This window comes from Paracoccus tibetensis, from assembly GCF_900102505.1.
In the GTDB taxonomy this organism is placed as follows: domain Bacteria; phylum Pseudomonadota; class Alphaproteobacteria; order Rhodobacterales; family Rhodobacteraceae; genus Paracoccus; species Paracoccus tibetensis.
The window spans coordinates 60,859-77,240 of the sequence record NZ_FMVT01000007.1 but is presented as its reverse complement, the minus strand read 5'-3'; the positions used below and the strand labels follow the sequence as shown (position 1 = coordinate 77,240).

The 16,382-nt window shown below is 69.2% G+C and carries 15 protein-coding genes; 8 read left to right on the top strand and 7 right to left on the bottom strand.

Annotated elements, in window-relative coordinates; translation table 11 throughout:
- Position 1: 1 nt before the first annotated feature.
- Positions 2-1,042, top strand: coding sequence for a YeiH family protein (locus tag BLP73_RS11155; protein WP_342672088.1), 1,041 nt, complete (start codon positions 2-4; stop codon positions 1,040-1,042).
- Here BLP73_RS11155 and BLP73_RS11150 read toward each other — a convergent pair.
- The 4 genes from BLP73_RS11150 to BLP73_RS11135 all read right to left on the bottom strand — a co-directional run bounded on the left by BLP73_RS11150 (position 1,039) and on the right by BLP73_RS11135 (position 5,755).
- Positions 1,039-2,184: an iron-containing alcohol dehydrogenase gene (locus BLP73_RS11150; RefSeq protein WP_090744157.1), complete on the bottom strand. Its 1,146-nt coding sequence runs from the start codon at positions 2,182-2,184 to the stop codon at positions 1,039-1,041. The genes BLP73_RS11155 and BLP73_RS11150 overlap by 4 nt on opposite strands.
- Positions 2,181-3,569, bottom strand: a complete 1,389-nt coding sequence (locus BLP73_RS11145; RefSeq protein WP_090744155.1) for an aldehyde dehydrogenase family protein — start codon at positions 3,567-3,569, stop codon at positions 2,181-2,183. Before BLP73_RS11145 ends, BLP73_RS11150 begins: the two co-directional genes overlap by 4 nt.
- A 10-nt stretch (positions 3,570-3,579) precedes the next feature.
- Complete coding sequence (locus tag BLP73_RS11140) at positions 3,580-4,941, bottom strand: glutamine synthetase family protein (RefSeq protein ID WP_090744152.1); 1,362 nt, start codon at positions 4,939-4,941, stop codon at positions 3,580-3,582.
- Positions 4,942-5,011: 70 nt separating this feature from the next.
- Entirely contained in the window at positions 5,012-5,755 is a 744-nt protein-coding gene (locus BLP73_RS11135; RefSeq protein ID WP_175453330.1) for an N-formylglutamate amidohydrolase, read from the bottom strand.
- A gap of 199 nt (positions 5,756-5,954) precedes the next feature.
- Here BLP73_RS11135 and BLP73_RS11130 point away from each other — a divergent pair, with 199 nt between their 5' ends.
- From BLP73_RS11130 to BLP73_RS11100, 7 genes are all read left to right on the top strand, one after another.
- Complete coding sequence (locus BLP73_RS11130) at positions 5,955-7,553, top strand: ABC transporter substrate-binding protein (protein ID WP_090744145.1); 1,599 nt, start codon at positions 5,955-5,957, stop codon at positions 7,551-7,553.
- Between the two features lie 72 nt (positions 7,554-7,625).
- On the top strand, positions 7,626-8,639 hold the full coding sequence (locus tag BLP73_RS11125; RefSeq protein ID WP_090744612.1) for an ABC transporter permease: 1,014 nt from the start codon (positions 7,626-7,628) through the stop codon (positions 8,637-8,639).
- Positions 8,636-9,544, top strand: coding sequence for a nickel transporter permease (gene nikC, locus BLP73_RS11120; RefSeq protein WP_090744142.1), 909 nt, complete (start codon positions 8,636-8,638; stop codon positions 9,542-9,544). The genes BLP73_RS11125 and nikC overlap by 4 nt, the downstream gene beginning before the upstream one ends.
- Positions 9,541-10,425, top strand: a complete 885-nt coding sequence (locus BLP73_RS11115; RefSeq protein ID WP_090744139.1) for an ABC transporter ATP-binding protein — start codon at positions 9,541-9,543, stop codon at positions 10,423-10,425. The genes nikC and BLP73_RS11115 overlap by 4 nt, the downstream gene beginning before the upstream one ends.
- A 73-nt stretch (positions 10,426-10,498) precedes the next feature.
- Positions 10,499-11,242, top strand: a complete 744-nt coding sequence (locus tag BLP73_RS11110; protein ID WP_090744136.1) for an ABC transporter ATP-binding protein — start codon at positions 10,499-10,501, stop codon at positions 11,240-11,242.
- A gap of 94 nt (positions 11,243-11,336) precedes the next feature.
- On the top strand, positions 11,337-12,836 hold the full coding sequence (locus BLP73_RS11105; RefSeq protein WP_090744133.1) for a sensor histidine kinase: 1,500 nt from the start codon (positions 11,337-11,339) through the stop codon (positions 12,834-12,836).
- Between the two features lie 4 nt (positions 12,837-12,840).
- The gene (locus BLP73_RS11100; protein WP_090744130.1) at positions 12,841-13,197 is read left to right on the top strand and encodes a response regulator; all 357 of its coding nucleotides are present in this window, start codon (positions 12,841-12,843) and stop codon (positions 13,195-13,197) included.
- An 80-nt stretch (positions 13,198-13,277) separates the two neighbouring features.
- Here BLP73_RS11100 and BLP73_RS11095 read toward each other — a convergent pair whose 3' ends face one another.
- From BLP73_RS11095 to BLP73_RS11085, 3 genes are all read right to left on the bottom strand, one after another.
- The gene (locus BLP73_RS11095) at positions 13,278-13,490 is read right to left on the bottom strand and encodes a hypothetical protein (protein ID WP_090744127.1); all 213 of its coding nucleotides are present in this window, start codon (positions 13,488-13,490) and stop codon (positions 13,278-13,280) included.
- Between the two features lie 185 nt (positions 13,491-13,675).
- Complete coding sequence (gene xylB / locus BLP73_RS11090; RefSeq protein WP_090744125.1) at positions 13,676-15,127, bottom strand: xylulokinase; 1,452 nt, start codon at positions 15,125-15,127, stop codon at positions 13,676-13,678.
- A 72-nt stretch (positions 15,128-15,199) separates the two neighbouring features.
- Positions 15,200-16,297: a DUF475 domain-containing protein gene (locus tag BLP73_RS11085; RefSeq protein WP_090744120.1), complete on the bottom strand. Its 1,098-nt coding sequence runs from the start codon at positions 16,295-16,297 to the stop codon at positions 15,200-15,202.
- Between the last annotated feature and the right edge of the window lie 85 nt (positions 16,298-16,382).

The window sequence follows — 16,382 nt, the reverse complement described above, 5'->3', positions numbered from 1 at the left end:
CGTGAGCCCGTCCCTTCGCCACCAAGGGGGGCCCGCGCGGCCCCCCTTCTTCTCGGGGCTGGTCGGTCGCGGCCGGGTGCTGGGGCCGGGCGTCATGCTGGCCGTGACGGTCGCCATGGCCGCGCAGTTCCTGTCGGCCCATTACGGCGCGCCGGTCATGCTGATGGCGATCCTGCTGGGCATGCCGCTGCATTTCATGGCCGAGGACGACCGCGCCGCCCCCGGCATCGATTTCGCCGCCCGCGGTCTGCTGCGGATCGGGGTCGCGCTGCTGGGCCTGCGCGTCTCGGTCGAGATGGTGTCGGCCATCGGCTGGCCTTTCGTGGGGCTGATCGCCTGCTCCATCGCCGCGCTGATCATCGGCTCGGTCCTTCTGGCCCGCAGCATCGGGCGGGACCGCGCCTTCGGGCTGCTGACCGGCGGGTCGGTGGCGATCTGTGGCGCATCAGCCGCGATGGCCCTCTCCTCGGTCCTGCCGCAGCGCGAGGGGGCCGAGCGCGACCTCTCCTTCGTCGTCATCACCGTTACGGCGCTGTCCACGGTGGCGATGATCCTCTACCCGGCGCTGGCGACGATGCTGGGGCTCGACATGCACCAGGCCGGGCTGTTCCTCGGCGGCACGATCCACGATGTCGCGCAGGTCGTCGGCGCGGGCTATTCGCTGTCGGACGAGGCGGGGGACACGGCGACGGTGGTCAAGCTGATCCGCGTGACCATGCTGGCGCCCGTGGTGCTGATCGCCGCGCTGGCGCTGCGCTCGCGCAGGCAGGGCGAGGGCCGTCCGCCGCTGCTGCCGGCCTTCGTGCTGGCCTTTCTCGCGCTGGCAGCGCTGAACTCGGCCCATCTGGTGCCCGAGATGGTGACGGATGCCGCCAGCAACGTCTCGCGCGCCGTGCTGGTCGCAGCGGTGGCGGCGGTCGGGATCAAGACCTCGCTCCAGGCGCTGGCGAAGGTGGGGCCGGCCTCGATCCTGCTGCTGGTCGGGCAGACTGCCGCGCTGGCGGCGATCGTGCTGGTGCCGGTGATGCTGGGCTGGGTCTAGAGGCAGGCCTCGAACAGCGCGCGGGTGTTCTCGCGCGTCATCGGGACCGGGTTGCCGCCGCAGGAGGGGTCCTCCAGCGCCATCTCGGTCAGCTCGTCCAGCCGCGCGGGCTCGACCCCCATCTCCGACAGGTTTGCCGGAATCGCCAGCTCTGCCCGCAGCTCCATCACCCGCGCGCGGAAGCCGTCGAAGCCGCCGCTGATGCCGAGGTAGTTTGCGGCGCGGGACAGGCGGTCCGCGATGGCGGGGCGGTTGAAGTCCAGCACCATCGGCATGACCGCCGCGTTGGTGGTGCCGTGATGGGTGCCATAGACCGCGCCGACCGGGTGGCTCAGCGAATGGATCGCGCCTAGCCCTTTCTGGAAGGCGACCGCCCCCATCGCCGCCGCGCTCATCATCTGCGCCCGCGCCTCTAGATCGTCGGGGGTCGCATAGGCGCGCGGCAGGTATTCGTTCACCAGCCGCAGCCCCTCCAGCGCGATCCCTTGGCTCATCGGGTGGTAGTGCGGAGAGCAATACGCCTCGAGGCAATGGGCGAAGGCATCCATGCCGGTGCCTGCGGTGATCGCCTTGGGCATCCCCACGGTCAGTTCGGGGTCGCAGATGGTCACGGTCGGCAGAAGGCGCGGGTGGAAGATGATCTTCTTCTTGTGGGTCTGCGAGTTGGTCAGCACCCCGGCGCGTCCGACCTCGGACCCCGTTCCGGCGGTGGTCGGCACCGCCACGATGGGCGCGATCCGGTCTGCGTCGGCGCGGGTCCACCAGTCGCCGACATCCTCCAGATCCCAGACAGGGATGCTCTGGAACGCCATCAGCGCGATCATCTTGCCGAGGTCCAGCGCCGAGCCGCCGCCGAAGCAGACGACGCCGTCATGCGCCCCCTCGCGATAGGCGCGGATGCCGTCCTCCATGTTCCGCTCGGTGGGGTTCGGGTCCACCTCGCAGAACATCGCGCGGCCGAGGCCGGCGCCGTCCAGAATGTCGCGCGCGTTCGTGGTGATCGGCAGCGTGGCAAGCGCCTTGTCCGTTACCAGAAGCGGGTTGGTGATCCCGGCCGCGCGGCAGTGCTGCGCCAGCTCGCTGACACGGCCGGCGCCGAACTTGATCGCGGTCGGATAGGACCAGTTGGCTGTCAGGCTCATGCCGTCACCTTCTTCAGATGGTAGGATTTGGGCCGCGTCACGGCCAGATAGCCAAGATGCCCAAGCGCCGCCCCGCGCCCGGTATCCTTGCAGCCGGTCCAGCAGAGCGCCGGGTCCAGATAGTCGCAGCGGTTCATGAAGACGGTGCCCGTTTCCAGCCGCGCGCCGATCTCGGACGCCGCCTCGGGGTCGGCCGTCCAGATCGAGGCGGTCAGGCCATAGTCGCAGTCGTTCATCAGCGCGATAGCCTCGTCGTCGCCGGAAACGGGCATGATCCCGACGACCGGGCCGAAGCTCTCCTCGCGCATCACGCGCATGTCGTGGGTGACGTCGACCAGCACCTGCGGGGCGAGATAGGCGCCGCCATCGTCGGCCGGAAAGTCGGCCGCGTCGATCAGCGGGCGGGCGCCGGCCAGCACCGCCTCGGAGACCTGCTCGCGCACCAGATCGGCGAAGCGGCGATGCGCCATCGGGCCCATCGTCGTCTCGGGGTGCAGCGGATCGCCCAGCTTCGCCTGCCGCGCCCAAGCGGCGGCCTTTTCAACGAAGGCGTCATAGAGGCTGTCATGGACATAGATCCGCTCGATCCCGCAGCAGCATTGCCCCGAGTTGAACATCGCCCCGTCCATCAGCCCGTCCACCGCCGCGTCCAGATCGGCATCAAAGCGGACATAGCCGGGGTCCTTGCCACCCAGCTCAAGCCCCGTGGCGGTGAAGGTGCCCGCCGCCGCCCGCTCGATGGCGCGGCCGCCGGCGACCGAGCCGGTGAAGTTCACGAAGCCGAAGGAGCGCGCGGCGATGAGCGCCTCGGTCGTCTCATGGTCCAGCACGAGGTTCTGGAACACGTCGGCCGGCACGCCGCCGGCATGGAAGGCCTCGGCCAACCGCTCGCCGGCCAACAGGGTCTGGCTTGCGTGCTTCAGGATCACCGCGTTGCCGGCGATCAGGGCGGGGACGATGGTGTTGGTGGCGGTCAGGAAGGGGTAGTTCCACGGCGCGATGACGAAGACGGTGCCGACCGGCTCGCGGCGCAACTCGCGGCGGAAGCGGGGGCTGTCCTCGATGACCTCGGGGGCAAGCGCCTCGTCGGCAATGCTCATCATGTGGGCGGCGCGTTCGTTCATGCCGCCGAACTCGCCGCCATAGCGGACGGGGCGGCCCATCTGGCGGGCCAACTCCTCGACCACGCGGTCCTTCATCCCGTTCAGCGCGTCGAGCCCCGCCTGAACCCGCGCGATCCGCTCGTTGAGGGGCCGCGCGGCCCAACCCACCTGAGCGGCCTTGGCGCGAGCCACCGCCGCTTGTGCCTCGGGCAGCGGAAGTGCCGGGCGCTCGACGTAGACGCTGCCGTCCACGGGCGAGATCAGCTTGATCGTCTTGCTCATTTTTCGATCCTCATGCGCGTTCGAAGCCGCGGGCGATGTCCCAGTCCGTCACGACGCGACCCGCTTCCTCGATCTCCCATCGGGCGGCGCGGAGGTAGTGGTCCACGACCCCGTCTCCGAACGCCGCCCGCATCACCGCCGAGTTGTCCAGCGCCGCGGCGGCCTCGGCAAGGGTCTTCGGCACTTCCGGCGCCTCGGCCGCGGCATAGGCGTCGCCGTTGAAGGGCGCGCCGAGGGTCAACCCGCGCTCGATCCCGTCCAGACCCGCCGCCAGCAGCGCCGCGCAGGCCATGTAGGGATTGAGGTCGGCGCCGCCGATCCGGCACTCGACCCGAACGCCCTTCGTCCCCTCGCCGCAGACGCGGAAGCCGGCGGTGCGGTTGTCCAGCGACCAGATCGCCTTGGTCGGGGCGAAGAGGCCGGTCACGAAGCGCTTGTAGCTGTTGATGTAGGGCGCGAGGAACAGGGTCAGCGCGGCCGCATGTTCAAGCTGGCCGGCGAGATAGGCGCGCATCGTCTCTGACATGCCGTGCTCGGCGCCGGCGTCGTGGAAGGCGTTGGCGCCTTCCTTGAACAGCGACTGGTGGACATGACTCGAGGAGCCCGCATGCCGGTGCGAGTACTTCGCCATGAAGGTCGCGGACTGGCCGTGGGCGGCGGCGATCTCCTTTGTCGCCGCCTTGACCAGCACATGCATGTCGGCAGTGTCCAGCGCGTCCGAATACTTCACGTTGATCTCGTGCTGGCCCGCCTCGGCCTCGCCCTTAGAGTTCTCGACCGGGATGCCCGCGCCATAGAGCCCGTTCCGCAGGGCGCGCATCACCGGCTCGTCCGCGAAGGTGCCGCTGAGGGCGTAGTCCACGTTGTGCCGGGCGGTGGGGCGTAGGTCGCGGTAACCTGCGTCGAAATGCGCGCGGGGATCGCCGTGGAAGAGGAAGAATTCCAGTTCGGTCGCCATCATGGGCGTCAGGCCCATCGCCTCGGCCCGCGCGATCTGGGCTTTAAGGACGTTGCGCGGCGCATGGGGCACCGGCTGGTGCGTATGGTGGTCCGACAGGTCCACGAGGCACAGCGCGGTGCCCGGCGCCCAGGGGATGCGGCGCAGGGTCGAAAGGTCGGGCTTCATCACGTAGTCGCCGTAGCCGCTGGCCCAGCTGGTCGCAGCGTAGCCCTGCACGGTGGTCATCTCGAGATCGGTGGCGAGCAGGTAGTTGCAGCAATGCGTCTCGTCGTGGTGGTCCAGGAAATGGGCGGCGTGGAAGCGCTTGCCCATCAAGCGGCCCTGCATGTCCACCAGCGCGACGATGACCGTGTCGATCTCGTCCAGCGCCACGGCCTCGCGCAGCGCCTCCAGGGTCAGGTTCGCGGGCATGAGGTCCTCCGTGTCCGGGTGATCGGCGCCCTGCCGGATGGGGCGGGCGGGGGCGGGTGGGGCAGGGGGCTCACGCGGCCCCGATCGCGCCCGACAAGAGCGGCGCGAGGCGGGCGGCTATGCCCGGCAGATCCTTGTCCAGAAGGTCCGAGCGCAGCTCCAGCATGGCATGGCGCAGGTGCAGGGGCGTCGCGTGGCGGGCCAGAGTGTGCGATCCCTCAATCCAGGTGCCGGACGGCTCGTTCAGGCGGGTCGAGAAGCCGGTCGCGGCCTTGGCCAGCCCGCGTGCCAGCGTCGGGTCGGCGTCATGCAGCACGCGCAGCTCGACATTGTGGTGCAGGCCGAAATAGACCGGATCGAAGCTGTGCACGGTCAGAAGCGCGGTCGGCATCCCCAGGGCCAGCCGCTCGGCCAGCAGGGCCGACAAGGCGGCGTGGAAGGGCAGATAGATTTGCCGCACGCGGCGCAGGCGGTCGGTCGTCGTCAGCTCGCGATTGCCGGGGATCTTGTGGACCTGGCTCACGATGGGCATGGCCGTCGGCGCGTGCGGCGGCCGGTCGAGGTCGTGGATCAGCCGCGACAGGCCCCCAGAGATCAGGGGCGCGTCAAGCTGGCGCGCAAGCGCGCGGGCCAGATCCAGCGCGCCGGGATCGAAGGCCGCATGGCTCTTGCGGGTCTTGGCGGTGGTGCCGAGATCGCCCCATTCCGGCGCAAAGTGGTTCGAAGCATGCTCGCAGACGATGACGGCCGCGCCGCGGCCCGCCTCGTTCTCGATGCTGAAGACCGGCGCGAGGCCGGAGACCGGGGCGTCCATCGCGGCCCTCCTTGCGGGGCAGGCTGGATCAGCGGGACTGATCCTGTCAATTCTCATTCGGCGCCGCCCCGCCCCGCCCGCGCGCTGCCGCCCCTCGCGCCGGCCCACGAGGTCTTGCAAGCTGCCGCGCCCTGCGCCAAGCTTCACGATGTGCAAGCCTCCGCGGCAGTCGGAGGCGCCGTCCACAGGGATCATCACCATGACAATCCGTATCTCCTCGCGTGCGCTTCTTCTGGCCTCGGCGCTGGCCCTTGCCCCGGCCGCTCATGCCGAGACCCCGGCCGACACGCTGGTCGTCGCGCACACCATCGACGACATCATCAGCCTGGACCCGGCGCAGAGCTTTGAGTTCTCGGGCAACGACGTGAACAACAACACCTATGACCGGCTGGTCGATTTCGACCCGCTGGACCCGGATGCCGGCTTCCAGCCCAGCCTCGCGACCAGCTGGGAGGTGGCCGAGGACGGCCTCTCGATCACCTTCACCCTGCGCGACGACGTGACCTTCCATTCCGGCAACCCGCTGCGCGCCGAGGATGCGGCCTGGTCGCTGCAGCGCGCCGTCAAGCTGGACAAGACCCCGGCCTTCATCCTGACCCAGTTCGGCTTCACCCCCGACAATGTCGAGGAGATGATCACCTTTGAGGGCAACACGCTGACGCTGCGCCTCGATCAGCCCTACGCGCAGTCCTTCGTGCTGAACTGCCTGACCGCCAACATCGCCTCGGTGGTGGACAAGGAAACGGTCATGGCGAACGAGCAGGACGGCGATCTGGGCAATGCCTGGCTCTCCACCAACGAGGCCGGCTCGGGCGCCTATGTGCTGGCGGCCTGGCGCCCGAACGAGCAGGTGCAGCTGACCGCCTATGAGGAGTACTGGCAGGGCGCGCCCGAGATGAAGCGCGTGATCGTCCGCAACGTCGCCGAGTCCAGCGCGCAGCGGCTGCTGCTGGAGCAGGGCGACATCGACGTGGCGCGCAACATGACCCCGACCGACGTGCAGTCGATCAGCGCCGTCGAGGGCGTGAAGATCCTGGACGAGCCGCGCGGCCGCATCCTCTACATGGGCCTGAACCAGAAGGACGAGCTGCTGTCGAACCCCGCCGTGATCGAGGCGATGAAGCATCTGGTCGACTACGAGGGCATCACCTCCAGCTTCCTGCAGGGCCAGTTCGTGACGCATCAGAGCTTCCTGCCGCTCGGCTATTTGGGCGTTCTGGAAGAAACGCCCTGGACCTACGACGTCGAGAAGGCGCGCCAGATTCTGGCCGATGCCGGCATCGAGGGCGGCACCATCACCACCCGCGTCCGCGATCTGCGAGAATATATCGACGTGGCGCAGACCCTGCAGGCCAGCATGGCCGAGGCCGGCCTGACGCTGAACATCGAGCAGATGACCGGCGCGCAGGTGCTGGACGCCTACCGCGCCCGCGAGGTGCCGATCTTCCTGGGCGAATGGGGCCCCGACTACTCGGACCCGAACACCAATGCGGCGACCTTCGCCTACAACCCCGACAACAGCGACGAGGCGAATGCGGTCGGCCTTCTGGCCTGGCGCAACGCCTACGAGGTGCCTGCCGAGATGAACGAGGCCACCGTTGCCGCCACGCTGGAGCAGGACACCGAGGCGCGGGCCGAGATGTACCGCGAGATCCAGCGCCGGTATCAGGCCGAGGCACCCATCGTGCCGCTGTTTCAGCGCATCGAGCAGGTCGGCCTGCGCGAGAACGTGCAGAACTGGTACAGCGGCGGCGCGGTGACCTCGGTCATCTACCGCCAGGTGACCAAGGGCGAATAGGCCTTGGCCATGACCGACGACAGCGCCGGGGGCAGGCCCCCCGGCGCAGCCCCCTCGCCGCGCGGCGCGCTGATGCGCCGCCGCGCCCGCAGCGTGGGCGGCACGCTGCTGTCGCTGGCCTTGACGCTGCTGGGCCTTCTGCTGGTGACCTTCATCATCGGCCGTGTCATGCCGATCGACCCGGTGCTGAAGGTCGTCGGCGACCGCGCCACGCAGGCGCAGTATGACGCGGCCTATCGGGCGATGGGCCTCGACCGGCCGCTGATCGTGCAGTTCCTCGGCTATGTCGGCGACGTGCTGCGGGGCGATTTCGGCCGCTCGATCTCGACCGGCCAGCCCGTCGCGCAGGACATCGCCCGCGTCTTCCCCGCCACGTTCGAGCTGGCGACGCTCGGCACGCTGATCGGTGTCCTGATCGGCGTGCCGCTTGGCGTCATCGCGGCGGCGCGGAAGGGCGGCGTCATCGACCAGATCGCCCGCGTGGTGGCGCTGGTCGGCTACTCGATGCCGATCTTCTGGCTGGGGCTGATGGGCCTTCTGGTCTTCTACGGCATCCTCGGATGGGTCGGAGGGCCGGGCCGGCAGGGCATCATCTATGACGGCATGGTCCCGAACGTCACCGGCATGATCCTCGTGGACAGCGCGCTGGCCCGCGACTGGCCGGCCTTCCGCGACGCGTTTTCGCACATCATCCTGCCGGCGAGCCTCTTGGGCTACTACTCGCTGGCCTATATCAGCCGTATGACCCGCAGCTTCATGCTCGAGCAGCTCTCGGCCGAATATATCACCACCGCGCGCGTCAAGGGCCTGTCCGAGAACGCCGTGATCTGGCGCCACGCCTTCCGCAACATCGCCATCCCGCTGGTGACGGTCATCGCCCTCAGCTTCGGCTCGCTGCTGGAGGGCTCGGTCCTGACCGAGATCATCTTCAGCTGGCCCGGCCTTGGCAGCTACATCACCCGCGGGCTGCTGTCGGGAGACATGAACGCCGTCCTCGGCGGCACGGTCGTCGTCGGCGTCTGTTTCGTGGTGCTGAACCTGCTGAGCGACATCCTCTACCGCTTCCTCGACCCGAGGTCGAAATGAGCGCCGTCTCCCGCCGGGACTGGCTGTTGTCCGATGCCCCGCAGACCCGCCGGCAGGCGCGGCTCGGCGCGATCTACCAAGGCTGGCTGACCTTCCGCGCCAACAAGCTGGCGATGCTGGGGCTGATCATCCTGATCCTGTTGATCGGCATGGCGATCCTCGCGCCTTGGATCTCGCCCTACAGTCCCTATTCCCAGAACCTCGCGAACCGCCTGCAACCACCCTCGGCGGCCAACTGGCTGGGCACCGACGCGCTTGGCCGCGACATCCTCTCGCGCCTCATCCACGGCTCGCGCATCACCCTGTTCATCGTCGGCACGGTGGCGCTGATCGCCCCCATTATCGGCCTCTTCATCGGCACGGTCGCGGGCTTCGCGGGGGGCTGGGTCGATCAGGTCCTGATGCGGATCACCGACATCTTCCTGGCCTTCCCCAAGCTGATCCTCGCGCTGGCTTTCGTCGCCGCCCTCGGCCCCAGCATCGGCAACGCGGTGCTCGCGCTGGCGCTGACTGCCTGGCCCCCCTATGCCCGCCTCGCGCGGGCCGAGACGCTGACCATCCGCAACGCCGACTTCATCGCCGCCGCCCGCCTGCAGGGCGCAAGCCGCCTGCGCCTGCTGATCCGGCACATCTGGCCGCTCTGCGTCAGCTCGCTGATCGTGCGGGTGGCGCTGGACATGGCGGGCATCATCCTCTCGGCCGCGGGGCTCGGCTTTCTCGGCCTCGGGGCGCAGCCGCCGCTGCCGGAATGGGGGGCGATGATCTCGGACGGGCGGGCTTATATCCTCGATTTCTGGTGGGTGGCGGCGATGCCGGGCCTCGCGATCTTCACCGTCTCGATGGCCTTCAACCTGCTGGGCGACGGGCTGCGGGACGTGCTGGACCCCAAGGGCGACAAGTCATGACCGCGCCGCTCCTCTCGGTCCGCGACCTGCGCGTCACCTTCCCCACCCGGCAGGGCGAGTTCCAGGCCGTCCGCGGCCTCAGCTTCGATTTGGGCCGCGAGCGCCTCGCCATCGTCGGCGAGTCAGGCAGCGGCAAGTCCATGACCGGCCGCGCGATCCTCGGCCTCGTCCGTCCGCCCGGCCGGGTCGAGGCCGCCGCGCTGACCCTGCAGGGCCGGTCCATCCTGAACCTGCCCGAGCGGCAGATGCGCGCCATCCGCGGCGGGCAGATCAGCATGGTGATGCAGGACCCCAAGTTCAGCCTCAACCCGGTGATGACCGTCGGCCAGCAGATCATCGAGGCCTACCGCCTCCACGCCCGCGCCCCCCGCGGCGAGGCGCGGGCGAAGGCGCTCGAGATGCTGCGCGCCGTCCAGATCCGCGAGCCCGAGCGGGTGATGGACACCTACCCGCACGAGGTCTCGGGCGGGATGGGCCAGCGCATCATGATCGCGATGATGCTGGCGCCAGGGCCCCAGATCCTGATCGCGGACGAGCCGACCAGCGCGCTGGACGTCTCGGTCCGCGGCGAGGTGCTCAGCATCATGGACAACCTCGTCAAGGACCGCGGCATGGGGCTGATCTTCATCAGCCACGACCTGAACCTCGTCTCGCGCTTCTGCGACCGGGTGCTGATCATGTATGCCGGCCGCGTCGTGGAAACCCTGCCCGCGCGCGAGCTGCACCAGGCCCGCCACCCCTATACGCGCGGCCTCCTGAACAGCCTGCCGCGCCTCGATGCGCCGGTGGACCGGCTCGCGGTGCTCCAGCGCGACGAGGCCTGGCGCGAGCCGGACCCCGCCGCCGCCCGCGCCGACACCGACCTGCCCGGAGGCCTTTGATGCCCCTTCTTCGTTGCGCAAATACCCTGCGGGGGTGCCGGGGTGCCAAACCCGCGCTGCGGCGGTCCCCCCCATGCTGAGGGTGGAGGATCTCACCATCTGGTTCGGCCAGCCCCCCGACCGGATCGACGCCGTCCGCGGCGTCGGCTTCGACATCGCGGCGGGCGAAAGCTTCGGCCTTGTCGGCGAATCCGGCTCGGGCAAGTCCACCATCCTGCGCGCCGTCGCCGGGCTGAACCCGAACTGGTCCGGCCGGATCGAGGTGGACGGCCGCCCGCTCAGGGCCGACCGCCGCGACCGGGCCTTCTTCAAGACGGTGCAGATGGTCTTCCAGGACCCCTATGCCAGCCTGCACCCGCGCCACTCGGTCGATGCGGTGCTGGGCGAGACGCTGCGCCTTCAGGGCATGGACCGGATCGACAGCCGCATCCAGAAGCTGCTGGACGATGTGGGCCTCGGGCGCGGCTTCCGCTTCCGCTACCCGCACCAGCTGTCGGGCGGCCAGCGCCAGCGCGTCGCCATCGCCCGGGCGCTGGCCGCCGAGCCGCGGCTGCTGCTGCTGGACGAGCCGACCAGCGCGCTCGATGTCAGCGTGCAGGCCGAGATCCTGAACCTGCTCGCCGATCTCAGGGCCGAGCATGGGCTGACCTACCTGCTGGTCAGCCACGACCTGGCCGTTATCGCCCATATGTGCGATCGGCTGGCCGTCATGCAGCAGGGCCGCATCGTCGAGATTCTGTCCGCCGCCCAGCTGCGCGGGGACGCCGCCGAGGCGCCCTATTCGCGCCACCTCATCGCGGCTTCGCTCGGGCGATGACCCATCTGGCTTCATATCACCGCGATGCGACCTGCGGCGGGATTGACCGACGTCACTCATTCCCGCTAGGTGAAGAAAAACCGGCGGAGCCGACATGACCCAGGCTTGCCAGCCCCACGACCCCTTTGCCTTCATCGGCCATGACGGCGATTGCGCGCGGCTGCTGCGCGAGTTCGACTGGTCGCAGACCCCGCTCGGCCGGGTCGAGACCTGGCCGGCCGTGCTGCGGAACGCGGCGGCCCTGCTGCTCCAGAGCCCAGTGCCCATCGTGATGCTCTGGGGCCCGTCCGGCGTGATGATCTACAACGACCCCTATTCGCTGTTCGCCGGGCCGCGCCATCCGGGGCTCTTCGGCTCGAACGTGCGCGAGGGCTGGCCCGAGGCGGCGGATTTCAACGACAACGTCATGAAGGTCGGCCTGTCGGGCCGCACGCTGGCCTATCGCGACCAGGAGCTGACGCTCTACCGCAAGGGCTACGCCGAGCAGGTCTGGATGAACCTCGACTATTCCCCGATCCTCGACGAGTCGGGCAAGCCTGCCGGCGTGATCGCCATCCTGGCCGAGACGACCGAGCGCGTGCTGGCCGAGCGGCGCAACCGGCAGGAGTTCGAGCGCCTCCAGACCCTCTTCGAGCAGGCGCCGACCTTCATGGCGATGGTCGGCGGGCCCGAGCACCGCTTCGAGCTGGCAAATCCCGGCTACCTGCGGCTGGTCGGCGCGCGCGAGGACCCCATCGGCAAGACCGTCGAGGAGTCGCTGCCCGAGGTGGTCGAGCAGGGCTATCTGGACGTGCTGGACCATGTGCGCGCCACCGGCACCGTCCACCGCCGCAACGCCGAGCGGGTGATGCTGCGGCGCGCCAGTGACGGCGCGCTGGACGAGCGCATCCTCGACTTCGTGTTCCAGCCGATCCGCGACGAGGCCGGCGAGGTCTCGCACATCTTCATCCAGGGCTCGGACGTCACCGAACGGGTCCGCGCCGAGGACCGGCAGGCGCTGCTGATCAACGAGCTGAACCACCGGGTGAAGAACACGCTGTCCTCGGTGCAGTCGATCGTCAGCCAGACGCTGCGCAGCACGCCCGACCCGGCCGAGGCCTCGCGCGCGATCACGGCGCGGATCATGGCGCTTTCGGCCGCCCACAACGTCCTGACGCGCGAGAACTGGACCGGCGTGCGCCTGCGCGCGATGGTCGATGCGGCGGTCGCGCCGTTCCGTGTTCCGGGCGACGACGCCGTCCGCGTCACCGGGCCCGACATGCAGATCGGCCCGCAGGCGGCGCTGTCCCTGGCGCTGGCCCTGCACGAGCTGGGCACGAACGCGGTGAAGTACGGCGCCCTTGCGGCGCCGGGCGGGCAGGTCGATCTGGGCTGGCGGGTCGGCCCCGAGGGCGCCTTCATGATGGACTGGATCGAGCGCGGCGGCCCGACGGCCGCGCCCTACGGCCGGCGGGGCTTCGGCTCGCGCCTGATCCTGCAGGTCCTGCCGCAGCAACTGAACGGCACGGCCGAGATCGACCTGCGCCCCGAGGGCCTGGCCTTCCACCTGATCACGACCACGGCCGCGCTTTGCGACCGTCCGATCCTGGACTGAGGCGATGGCACGGATCCTGATCGTCGAGGACGAGATGCTCGTGGCGATGCTGCTCTCGGACATCGTCAGCGACCTGGGACACCATCCGCTGAAGCCGCTCATGCGGCTCGGCCCCGCGCTCGAGGCGGCGCAGAAGGAGATGATCGACCTGGCGATCCTTGACATCAACCTGGCGGGAGAGAAGTCTTTCCCCGTGGCGGATTGTCTCGATCAGCGGGGGATCCCGTTCGTCTTTGCAAGCGGCTACGGAGAGGCGGGTCTTGCCGGATGGGGCAGGACGGCGCCGGTCATCCAGAAGCCTTATGACGCGCAGCAGATCGGGGCGCATATAGATCGCCTGATCGGCGCCGCGCCCGCATGAATGCGCCTGCCTGAGCGCGCGTGTCTGATCGCGCCGGCCCCCCTCGGGGCGGCAAGTCAGGCGGTGGGGTCCGGGCGGCCTTACTGGCGGGGCGTGTCTTCCGGCATCCGCGCGAGGCCCAGAAACTGGCGGCCGCCGGTCACCTTGTTGGGCAGCCACAGGCCCCACGAGGTCACCTCGACCTTCAGGACGCCCTCGTCGGCATAGGCCTCGAAATAGGTCATCATCGTCTCGACCATGTCGCGGCTGAACTCCGCGACCGGGGGATTCTTGGGGACTGGCCTCATCTGCATGTCTTGGCTCCTCGAGCAAGGGGTGCAGCATCCGAAGATGCGCCGCGCTTGACCATCATGCAACGGCAGCTGCCGTTTGCACGTCATCAAGGCGACACATCGTTCATATCTTGTTCATAGCTTGGTGAAAATGGGGCTCCGGGCGGTGGAAAACGCCGATCTGCGTCGAATTGGACAAGATTGCGCTACTGTATTGCGCGAATTGCCGGATATGTCGCACGCCACGCGCGATAAGCATTGTCAAATGCCGCGCGGGATTCGGCCACGGGCACGATGCGATTGCCGATGGCGGGGGTGGACATCACATCCTCCGGCCTGCCGGCGCCGGCGGCGAGCATGCCAAGCCGCGCCGCGCCGAGCGCCGCGCCGAACTCGCCGTCCGCGGGCAGGGCCAGCGTGATGTCAAGCACCGTCGCGATCACCTGCAGCCAGTAGCGCGAGCGGGCGCCCCCGCCGATGGCCATCAGCTCGGGCAGCTCGGCGCCGGTCGCGCGCAGCGCCTCGAAGCTGTCGCGCAGGCCGAAGGCGACGCCCTCCATGACGGCGCGAGTCAGGTCCTCGCGCCCCGTGGCTGCGGCGAGGCCCGTCAGGCTGCCGCGGATCTTCGGGTCGTTGTGGGGCGTCCGCTCGCCTGACAGGTAGGGCAGGAAACGCACCGGCCCCGGCGCCTGCAGCGGGCCTTCGACCGCGGCGGCCAGCTCGGCCGGTTTGGCGCCGGTGATGCGGCCCAGCCAGTTCATGCTGTCCGTCGCCGACAGCATCACGCCCATCTGGTACCAGCGGTCCGGCACGGCGTGGCAGAAACTGTGCAGCGCGGTCTCGGGCGCCGGGCGGAAGCCGTCCCGCGCCGCCAGCAGCACGCCCGAGGTGCCGAGCGAGACGAAGCCCTGCCCCTCGGCCATCGCGCCGATGCCGCAGGCGGCCGCGGCATTGTCGCCGGCCCCGCCCGCCACGACCACCGGCTGCGACAGCCCCCACTCGGCGGCCAGATCGGCGCGCAGCTGCCCGGCCGGGGCGCTGCCCTCGACCAGCCGCGGCATCTGGTCCGCGCGCATGCTGCCGGCAGCCAGCAGCTCGGGCGACCAGTCGCGGGCCGCGACGTCCAGCCAGGCGGTGCCCGAGGCGTCGGACATGTCCGAGACATGCTCGCCCGTCAGCCACAGGTTCAGGTAGGCGGCGGGCAGCAGGACCTTGGCGATCTTACCGTAGACCTCTGGCTCATGCGCGGCGACCCAGGCCAGCTTGGGCGCGGTGAAGCCGGGAAAGACGATGTTGCCGGACAGGGCGCGGAACGGGGGCTGGGCGTCCAGCGCGGCGGCCTCGGCATGAGAGCGGGTGTCGTTCCACAGGATGCAGGGGCGCAGCACGCGGTCGGCGTCGTCCAGCAGGGTCGCGCCGTGCATGTGTCCGGCGACGCCGATGCCGCGCAAGGCTGCAAATTCGGGATGGCGGTCCTTGAGCTGGCGGGCGGCCGATTGCAGCGCCGCGATCCAGTCGGCCGGGTCCTGCTCGGACCAGCCGGAATGGGGATGGGCGACCTCGTAATGCGCCTCGGCCGAGCCGATGGGGCGCCCGCCCTCGTCCACCAGAAGCGCGCGCAGGCCGGACGTGCCCAGATCAATTCCCAGAAAGCTCATGGCGGTTCTCCCTTCACCCGCCGACGTTCTGGACGACGGCGGGTGCGGGGTCAACGTCCGGCGTTACCGCAATCAGGCCGGCAGCGCCGCCTCTTGCCGCCGGTTCCAGCGGATCGAGGAAATCAGCGCCACCCCGATCAGCGCCGCCCCGCCAAGGCCGGTGACGACCTCGGGGATGTGGACCAGCGATTGGGCGAACATGACCAGCGACAGGGCGATGATCGCGTAGAAGGCGCCATGTTCCAGGAAGCGGTATTCGGCCAGCGTCCCGTTCTCGACCAGCATGATGGTCATCGAACGCACATACATCGCGCCGATCCCGAGGCCGATGGCGATGACGAAGAGGTTCTGCGACAGCGCAAAGGCGCCGATCACGCCGTCGAAGCTGAAGGACGCGTCCAGCACTTCAAGGTACAGGAACGCGCCCAACCCGCCCTGCGCCGCGCCCTTCAGCGCGGACTGGCTGCTGTCCAGAAGCCCGCCCAGCACTTCGACCAGCAGGAAGGTCATCAGCCCCCAGATCGCGGCGCTGAGAAAGACGGTGCGCTCGGCGCCCTCGAGGAGGCGCGAGAAGCCGAGCACGAACAGCAGCGCGATGGCGACCTCGATCCCGCGGATCGAGGCATAGCGGGTCATCGCCCGCTCGAGCCAGCCCAGCCAATGAACGTCCTTCTCGTGGTTGAAGAAGAAGGACAGGCCGACCATCATCAGGAAGGTGCCGCCGAAGGCCGCGATGGGCAGATGCGCCTCGTGCATGATGCGGGCGTATTCCTGCGGCTCGCTGGCGGCCATGACCAGCGCCTGCCACGGGCCGACATGGGCCGCGACGACCACGATCAGAAGCGGAAAGACGATCCGCATCCCGAAGACCGCGATCAGGATGCCCCAGGTCAGGAAGCGGTGCTGCCACTTCGGCGTCATGTCCTTGAGCTTGTTGGCGTTGACGATGGCGTTGTCGAAGGACAGCGAGATTTCCAGCACCGCCAGCACGGCGCAGATGAAGAGGATGGACAGCATCCCGGACAGCGTGCCCGTGGTCTGCCAGCCGAGCGCGGCACCGAGGGCGAGGCCCGCGAAGGTGACGATGATCGCCCATTTGAGATAGGAGAGGACCGACCGTCCCCCCGGACGATCCGTGCCCGCCGCGCGGGTCAAGTGAGATGTCGTCATGATGACGGGTATCCAGGCGGCTGGATGCAAGGGGGGTGCCGACATCGCGGAAGCGCCGCCACTTCCACCAGAGGGGCCCGGTCAC